At 77.0% G+C, this 9,151-nt stretch carries 1 protein-coding gene; it reads left to right on the top strand.

The genetic code is table 11. The features are described 5' to 3' along the window. Positions 1-118: 118 nt before the first annotated feature. Positions 119-9,151, top strand: a 9,033-nt coding sequence (locus tag HCN52_RS17985; protein ID WP_168089476.1) for a type I polyketide synthase, incomplete at its 3' end; no start/stop codon positions are given.

Here is a 9,151-nt window from a genome sequence, read left to right as displayed (position 1 = left end):
ACACTGACGCGACTATGAGCACGCGGCGCACCGCCCCCGGCCGGCGGGACCGCGCGGGGACGTCAGCGATCTTCGGCACTCGTCGGCAGCCGCCGACCACACTAGGAGAGCCCCCACGATGACCAGCGAGAAGCAGTACCTCGACTATCTCAAGCGCGCCACGGTCGACCTGCGGGAGGCCCGCAAGGAGCTGCGCAGACTGCAGGACAGCGGTCACGAGCCGATCGCCGTCGTGGGCGCGGGCTGCCGGTTCCCCGGGGGCGTCACCTCTCCCGAGGAGCTGTGGCGGCTCGTCGACGAGGGCGGCGAGACCCTCGGCCCCTTCCCGGAGAACCGCGGCTGGGACCTCGACCGCTACTTCGACCCCGACCCCGACAACACGACCCGGATCACCGCTCCCCGCGCGCACTTCCTCTACGACGCCCCCGCGTTCGACGCCGGGCTCTTCGGCATCTCCCCGCGCGAGGCCCTCGCCATGGAGCCGCAGCAGCGGATATCCCTGGAGGTCGCCTGGGAGACACTCGAACGGGCCGGAGTCGACCCCACCTCGCTCAAGGGCACCGACACCGGGGTGTGGATCGGCGCCATCGGCCAGAGCTACGGCCGCAACCAGCAGGCCACCGGACTCGTCGGCAACCTCCTGACCGGCACCACCAGCAGTGTCATCTCCGGCCGGATCGCCTACACCTTCGGACTGGAGGGCCCCACGCTCAGCCTGGACACGGCCTGCTCCTCCTCACTCGTCGCGCTGCACCTGGCCGTGCGGGCCCTGCGTTCCGGAGAGTGCTCCCTCGCCCTCGCCGGCGGGGTCACCGTCGTCAGCATGCCCGAGCTGTTCGTGGAGTTCTCCGCCGTCGGAGGCATCTCGCCCGACGGCCGCTGCCGTGCCTTCGCCGATGACGCGGCCGGCGTCGGCTGGTCGGAAGGCGCCGGGCTGCTGCTGGTCGAACGCCTCTCGGACGCGGTCCGGAACAACCGGAACATCCTCGCCGTCATCCGCGGCTCCGCCGTCAACGCCGACGGCGCCTCCAACGGCCTGACCGCCCCTCACGGGCCCTCCCAGCGGCGCGTCATCGGCGCCGCGCTCCGCGACGCCCGCCTCACCCCCGCCGACGTCGACGCGGTCGAGGCACACGGCACCGGCACTCCGCTCGGCGACCCCATCGAGGCCGACGCCCTGATCGCCACCTACGGTCGCGAACGCGGCGACGGCGAACCGCTGTACATCGGCTCCGTGAAGTCCAACCTCGGGCACGCCCAGGGCGCCGCCGGCGCCGCCGGAGTCCTCAAGACGGTCATGGCCCTGCGCAACGGCACCCTGCCCCGCACTCTGCACGCCGACGCGCCCACCTCCCACGTCGACTGGGCGGCCGGCTCGGTGGAACTCCTCACCGACTCCCGGCCCTGGCCCGCCACCGGACACCCCCGCCGGGCCGCGGTGTCCGCCTTCGGCCTCAGCGGGACCAACGCCCACCTCATCCTCGAACAGGCCCCGGACCGGGCCCCCGCCGACTGGCCGGACGCGCCCGGGCGCGTCGTCGCCTGGCCGGTCTCCGGTGCCACCCCCGCCGCCCTGCGCGCCCAGGCGGGCCGCCTGCACGACCACCTCATCGCGCGGCCCGACGCAACGCCGTCCGCCGTGGCAAGCGCCCTCGCCACCACCCGGGCCCGCCTCGACTCCCGGGCGGTCGTCCTCGGCGCCGACCGGGACACCCTGCTCGCCGGGCTCCGTACCCTCGCGGACGGCGGCACCGCGCCGGAGGTCGTCAGCGGCGCCGAGCTCATCTCCGGGCCCCTCCTCGCCCTGCTCTTCGGTGGCCAGGGCAGCCAGCGCCCCGGGATGAGTCGTCAACTCCACGAGTGCTACGCGGAGTTCGCCCGAACATTCGACGAGGTGTGCGCCCTCCTCGACGCCGAACTCGCCGACACCCTCGGCCACTCCGTGCGGGACGCCGTCCTCGGCGAACCGGCCCGCACCGGAGTCAGTCCGCTCGACGACACCGCCGTCGCCCAGCCCGCTCTCTTCGCCCTCCAGACCGCCCAGCACGCCCTGCTCACCTCACTCGGCCTGTCCGCCGACGCGGTCGCGGGGCACTCCATCGGCGAACTCAGCGCCGCCCACGTCGCCGGCGTCTGGTCGTTGCCCGACGCCTGCAGGGTCGTCGCCGCCCGCGCCCGCCTGATGCGTCAACTCGCGCGCCCGGGGGGCGCGATGGCCGCCCTGGGCACCGACCGGGCGGGGGCGGATCAGCTGATCTCCCGCCACCGGGGCGTCGAGATCGCCGCCGTCAACGGCCCACGGGCCGTCGTCGTCTCCGGCGACGCCGACCAGATCGCGGCCGTCCGCGCCGAGGCCACCGAGGCAGGGTTGCGCGCCACCGCGCTGCGCGTCTCCCACGCCTTCCACAGCGCCCACATGGACGGCATGCTCGACGCCTACCGCGCCGCCCTCGACTCCGTCACCTTCCACGAGCCGCGGCTGCGGGCGGTCTCCACCCTCACCGGGCGCCCCGTCGCCGACGGGGAGTGGACCGACCCCGGCTACTGGGTCCGGCAGCTCCGCGAGCCGGTGCTCTTCGCCGACGCCGTCCGTGCTCTGGAGAACCAGGGCACCACCGCCTGGCTCGAACTCGGCGCCGACGCCGCCCTCGCCACCCACGCCGCGCTCGGCGTCACCGACGCCCACGCCGTCGTCACCTCCGTGGCCGGGCCCGTCCGGCGCGGGACGCCCGTCCAGGACGAGCCGACCGCGCTGCTCGCCGCACTCGGCCGCCTCCACGGCCACGGCGTGCCCGTCGCCTGGGAACGGGCCCTGGATGAGGCCCCCGCTCCCGGCCCGCCCGTCGACCTGCCCACCTACGCCTTCCAGCGCGAGGACTACTGGCTGCACGACCCCGTGCCCCCCGGCGGCTCCGCCTGGTGCCACGAGGAGCGCTGGGAACCACTGGCCCCCGCTGTCGGCACCGCCCGCCGCCCCGGAGGCTGGGTCCTGGCCGTGCCCGCCGGGCAGGAGGACCACCCCTGGAGCCGCGCCCTCGCCGACGGCCTCGCCGCCGCCGTTCTGCCCGTCGCCATCGGCGGGAGCTTCGCGGACCCGTCCGGCGAGGACCAGGACCAGGACCCGGGCACCGCCCCGGCCACCGCGAGCGCCCTCGCCGAGCGGCTGCGGACGCTCGACACCTCCGGCGGCGTGCTCTCCCTGCTCGCCCTCGACGCCACCCCGGTGACGGGACACACCGCGCTCACCACCGGTCTCGGCGCCACGCTTGCCCTCGTGCAGGCCGTGGCCGCCCTGGAGGGCACCCGCCTGTGGTGCGCCACCCGGGGCGCGGTCACCACCGGTGCGGAGACGGCCGACGGCGGGGAGGCGGTCACCTCGGAGGAGGCCCTCCGGCAAGCCCCGGTCTGGGCCCTCGGCCGCGTCGCGGCACTGGAGCAGCCCCGCTCCTGGGGCGGTGTGCTCGACCTGCCCCCCGGCCACGCCACCCCCGAGTCCGTCGCCGCCGCCGTCGCCGCCCTGACCTCGGCCGTCGACGACCAGGTCGCCGTGCGGGGCGCCACCGTCCTCGGGCGCCGCCTCGCCCCCTCGCCGGCCGCCGCCCCCGAACAGCAGCCCTGGCAACCCCGCGGCACCGTCCTCGTCACCGGCGGCACCGGAGGCCTGGGTGCCCAGTGCGCCCGCTGGCTCGCCACCCACGGCGCCGACCACGTCGTCCTGCTCTCCCGGGGCGGCCCCGATGCCCCGGGCGCCACCGACCTGCACGCCGAGCTCACGGCAGACGGCCACCGCGTCACCGTGCTCGCCTGCGACGTCGCCGAGCGGGAGCGACTCCGGGGCGTCCTGGACTCCCTCGTCCGCGACGGCAACACCCCGACCGCGATCGTCCACGCCGCCGGCGTCCTCGACGACGCGCTGCTGCCGGGGCTCACCCCGCAACGGCTTGCCACCGTCTTCGCACCCAAGGCCGACGCCGCGCTCCACCTGCACGAACTGACCCTGGCCGCCGGGATCGACCTGGACGCCTTCGTCCTCTTCTCCTCCTCCGCCGCGTCCCTCGGCTCACCCGGCCAGGGAAACTACGCCGCGGCCAACGCCGTACTGGACGCACTCGCCCGCCACCGCCACGCCCGCGGACTGCCCGCCACCTCCCTCGCCTGGGGCCCCTGGGCCGGGGCCGGCATGGCCGGCGAGCACACCGTCGCCCGACCGTGGGAGGACCGGCCCGGGCTGCACCAGCTGCGCCCGGCCACCGCGCTCTCCGTCCTCGCCCGGGCCGCCGGCTCCGGCCGGCCCGCCACGACCGTGGTCTCCGCGGACTGGGAGCGGCTGACGGCGCTCCACGCGACCGTGCGGCCCACCTCCTACTTCGACCTGATCCCGCGCAGCCGCCCCGCGGCGACCGCCCCCGCCGGCTCCGGCGCCCCCGCCGAGGCCGAGAGCGCGGTCCTGACCCGGCTCCGCGCCGAGCTCACCGCCCTGCCGGAGGTCGACCGCGAACCGTTCGTCCTGCGGCTGGTCACCAGCCATGTGGCGGCCGTCCTCGGCCACGCCGACGGCGAGGGCGTCCCCGCCCGCCGCGCCTTCACCGAGCTGGGCCTGACCTCGCAGAACGCGGTGGAGATCCGGGGCGCGCTGTGCGAGAGCACCGGCATCGACGTCCCGGTCACCGTCGTCTTCGACCACCCCACCCCGCACGCCCTGGCCCGGTACGTGCTCGGCGAGGTCCTCGGTTCCGCCGCTGCGGAACCCGCCGGCGATCCGGCCACCGCTGCCGCGTCCGACGCGCCCGTGGCGATCCTCGGCATGGGCTGCCGCTTCCCCGGGGGCGACAGCCCCGACGCGTTCTGGCGGCACCTGCTGTCCGGCACCGATCCCGTGACCGAAGTCCCCGCCGACCGCTGGAACGCGGCGGACTACCACGACCCCGTCCCCGGCGCCCCCGGCAAGGCCTACACCCAGCGCGGCGGCTTCCTCGACTCCATCACCGGCTGGGACGCGTCCTTCTTCGGCTACACCCCCCGCGAGGCCCTCCGGCTCGACCCCCAGCACCGGCTGGTGCTGGAACTGGTGTGGGAGGCCGTCGAGAACGCCGGCATCTCCCCGGAATCCCTCCGCGGCACCCGCACCGGCGTCTTCCTCGGTCTCGCCGAATCCCAGTACGGCGTCCGCCAGATCACCCTGGAGGGCCCCGGGTGCCTGGACGACCCCAACTTCGGCCTGGGTACCTCCGCCAGCGCGGCCGCCGGGCGCGTCGCGTACCACCTCGACCTGCGCGGCCCCACCATCACCGTCGACACCGCCTGCTCCTCCTCCCTGGTCGCCACCCACCTCGCCGTGCAGGCGCTGCGCTCCGGGGAGTGCGACTACGCCCTCGTCGCCGCGGCCAACGAGGTCGTCGGCCCCGAGTTCTTCCTCAGCGCCTGCAAGATGGGCATGCTCGCCCCCGACGGCCGCACCAAGACCTTCGACGCCGCCGCCGACGGGTACGCGGTCGGTGAGGGCGGCGGCGCCGTCCTGCTGCGCCGGGCGGCCGACGCCGCCGCCGACGGCCTGCGGCCCCACGCCGTCATCCGGGGCACCGCCACCAACTCCGACGGACGCAGCAACGGTCTCACCGCGCCCAACCGCCACTCCCAACTCGCCGTCATCCGCGCCGCCCACGCCGACGCCGGGGTACGCGCCGAGGAGATCGACTTCGTCGAGGCCCACGGCTCCGGGACCGCACTCGGGGACGCCATCGAGTACGGCGTCCTCACCGAGGTGTTCGGCGACCGCCCGGCCGACCGCCCCCTGCACGTCGGCGCCGTCAAGAGCAACATCGGGCACCTGCTGACCGCCGCCGGCATGGCCGGACTCATCAAGACCGTCCTGGCCCTGACCGGACATGAACTCCCGCCCAACCTCCACCTGGAGAAGCCCAACGCCGACGTCGTCCTCGACGGCCCCGTGCGGCCTGTCACCCGCCGCGAACCCGTCGGGCACGGCACGCCCGGCACCCTGCGGGCGGGCGTCAGCTCCTTCGGCTGGTCCGGCACCAACGCCCACCTCGTCGTGGAGGCCGCCCCCGCGGAGGGCGACACCGGACCGGCGGAGACCGATCGCGCCGCGGCCCCCGACTGGCACCTGCTCACCGTCTCCGGCCACACCGCGGAGGCCACCGCGGCCAACGCCCGCGCCCTCGCCGACCACCTCGACGCCCACCCCGGCCTCGACCTCGCCGACGTCGCCCACACTCTGTCGGTCGGTCGCGCCCGCTTCCCGTACCGCAGGAGCCTCGTCTGCCGCGACCTGCCCGGTGCCGCCGCCGCACTGCGCGCTGCGGCGCCCGCGAGAGCGGCCCGCGAGACCCCCGTCCGCCACACCCTCGTCCTGCCGGGCACCGGACTGCCCCCGGAGACCGCCGAGACCCTGCGCGCGGCACACCCCGCCTTCCGTGACGCCTGGGACGCCTGCGTCGACGCGGCCCGCGCCGAGGGCGCGGCCGATCCGGCGGCCGACCCCGCGCTGCGCGCCTTCGCCGCCGAGTACGCCGGCACCGCTCTGCTGCGGGCCGCCGGCGTCGACCTCCCCGGGACGATCCTGGCCGCGGGCACCGGAGAACTCGCCGCGGCCTGCGCGGCGGACGCCCTGGCCCTCACCGACGCCGTCGCCCTCCTGGCCGCCCCCGACGACACCGCCCGCGCGCAGCGCGCCGCGGCCGCCGGCTACCGGGCCCCCCGGGTCACCGTGCGCTCCCTCGCGGACGGCGAGGTCGTGCCGGTCGCCGATCCCGAGCACTGGCGACGCGCGGCCCGGCCGTCCCACGACTCACCGGGCACCGGGTCCGCTCTCGCCGCTGCGGACGCGCCGCTGCTCACCCTCGCCGCCGGGCCGGTCACCGGACTCCCCGGCGAGATACCCCTCCTCGCGCTCCCCGAGGACGGCGACGCCGCCCGGAGCTGGCTGACCGTCCTCGGCGGGCTGTGGGACGACGGCCTCACCGTCGACCTCGCCCTCTCCCGCCCCCGGGGCGCCCGCGTCCTGCGGCTGCCCACCTACGCCTTCCAGCGGGCCGATCACTGGCCCGCCGCGCACCCCGACGCCGGAGCCGCCGCGCGGCCGACCGCCGCCGCGGCACCGGCGGCACCGGCGGCCACCGACCCCGGGCACCGGGAGCCGCACGTCCTCGCCCCCGTCTGGCGCCGGGAGCACACCCCGCCGCGCACCGCCGACCCCGCGCCGACGACCGTGCTGGTCCTCGCGGACCCCGGAGAGCTCGCCGACGCCCTCCGGGAGCAACTGGAAGCGGCGGGCCACCGGGCCCTGCTCGTCCACCCCGCGGCGGCCCACCGCGCCCCCGCGCCCGGCGCCGCCGGCACCGTCGACCCGGCGGACCCCGCCCAGGTCGCGGCGCTGCTGGCGGGCCTGGACACGGACACCGGGCCGCTTGCGGTGCTGCACGCCCTGATCGCGACCGACCCCGGGCAGGCCCGGACCGCAGACCCGGAGCAGGCCCGCACCGGGGCGGAGAAGGCCCTGGACCGCGGCTTCCACAGCCTGCTGTGGCTGGCGCGCGCCGCCGCCACGACTCTCCCGCGGCGCCCGCTGCGCCTGCTGATCGCCACGGTGGGTGCCGCGGACGTTCTCGGCGGCGAGGAGATCCGGCCCTCGGCGGCGACGGCGACGGGCGCGACCCGCTCCCTCCTCAGCGAGTACCCGACCACGAGGGCCCGCGTCACGGACCTCGACGCCGAGGCAGCCGCCGGTGACGGGGCCGCACACCTGCTCCACGACCTGCACGGTCTGTTGGCGGACCCCGCGGCGGACACGCCCCCCGGCTCCGTGCCGGCCGCCGCCGACCCGGCGCTGCTCGGCGCCTGGCGCCGGGGCCGCCCCTGGACCCGGAGCCTGGACCCGGTGACGCTGCCCGAGGTGGACGACGCGGCGGCCTGGCGCGCCGGGGGCACCTACGCCATCACGGGCGGCACCGGCGAACTCGGCCTCGCCCTCGCCGCGCGGCTCGCCCCGCTGGGCGTCCGCCTCGCCCTGATCGGACGCACCCCCCTCCCGCCCGAGGACGACTGGGACACCCGCCTCGCCTCGGCGCCGGAGGACGACCGGACCGCCCGCGTCATCCGGGAGATCCGCCGCCTGCGCGCACTGGGCGCCGAGGTGGTCACCCTGACCGCGGACATCACCGACCCGGGCGACACCGTGCGCGTGCTGGGCGCCGTGCGGGAGCGGCTCGGCGGCCTCCACGGGGTGGTCCACGCCGCCGGGGTGGCCGGCAACGGACTCGTGCAGACCAAGACGCGCGAACAGGCATCGGCGGTCCTCGCCCCCAAGGTCGCGGGCACCCTCGCCCTGGCGGCGGCCCTGCGAGCGGAGCCGGTCGAACTCCTCGTCCTCTACTCCTCGGTGGCCGGCGCCATCGGCGGACTCGGCGAAGCGGACTACGCGGCCGCCAACGCCTTCCTCGACGCCTTCGCCGCCGCCGAGGACGGGCGCGGCCGGGTCGCACAGCGGGTGGTGTCGGTCGCCTGGGGGCCGTGGCAACGGGACCGCTGGCAGACAGCGGCCTTCGCGGACAACCCCCACCTGCTCGCGCACCTGCTCCACTCGCGCCGGACCCACGGCCTGGGCGACGACGCGGGCACCGCCGCACTCGCCCGCGCGATCGTGGCCGGTCCCTCCCATCTGTACGTTCTCGGTCGGCCGTTGGCCGAGCTGGCCGTGGAGAGCGCCGGTCCGCCGGCCTCCCCGGTGGCGCCCGTGCCGCGCGCGGCACGCCACCCCCGGCCACCGCTGCGCACCGAGTACGTCGCGCCGCGCACCGAGGTGGAGCGGCGGGTGGCGGAGGTGTGGCAGGACCTGCTCGGGATCGACGCGGTGGGCGTCCACGACCCGTTCTTCGACCTGGGCGGCAGTTCCCTGGTGGGCCTCGCCGTCGTCGCCCGCCTGTCGGCGGAGGCGGGCGTGGACCTCGCCGCCGCCACCCTCTTCGAGCGCCCCACGGTCGCCCGGCTCGCCGACCTGCTGGACACCGACCGCCCGGCTCCCAGGCGACCGACACCACCCGCTGTGCGACCCGGCCGCGCCCGTCCTCGGCGGCGGCGAAGGCGTCGAGGAAGGCGTTGGCGGCCGCGTAGTCCGCTTCGCCGAGTCCGCCGA

The organism is Streptomyces bohaiensis (genome assembly GCF_012033785.1).
Taxonomy (GTDB): Bacteria; Actinomycetota; Actinomycetes; order Streptomycetales; family Streptomycetaceae; genus Streptomyces; species Streptomyces bohaiensis.
This window is presented reverse-complemented; position numbering and strand designations above follow the sequence as displayed.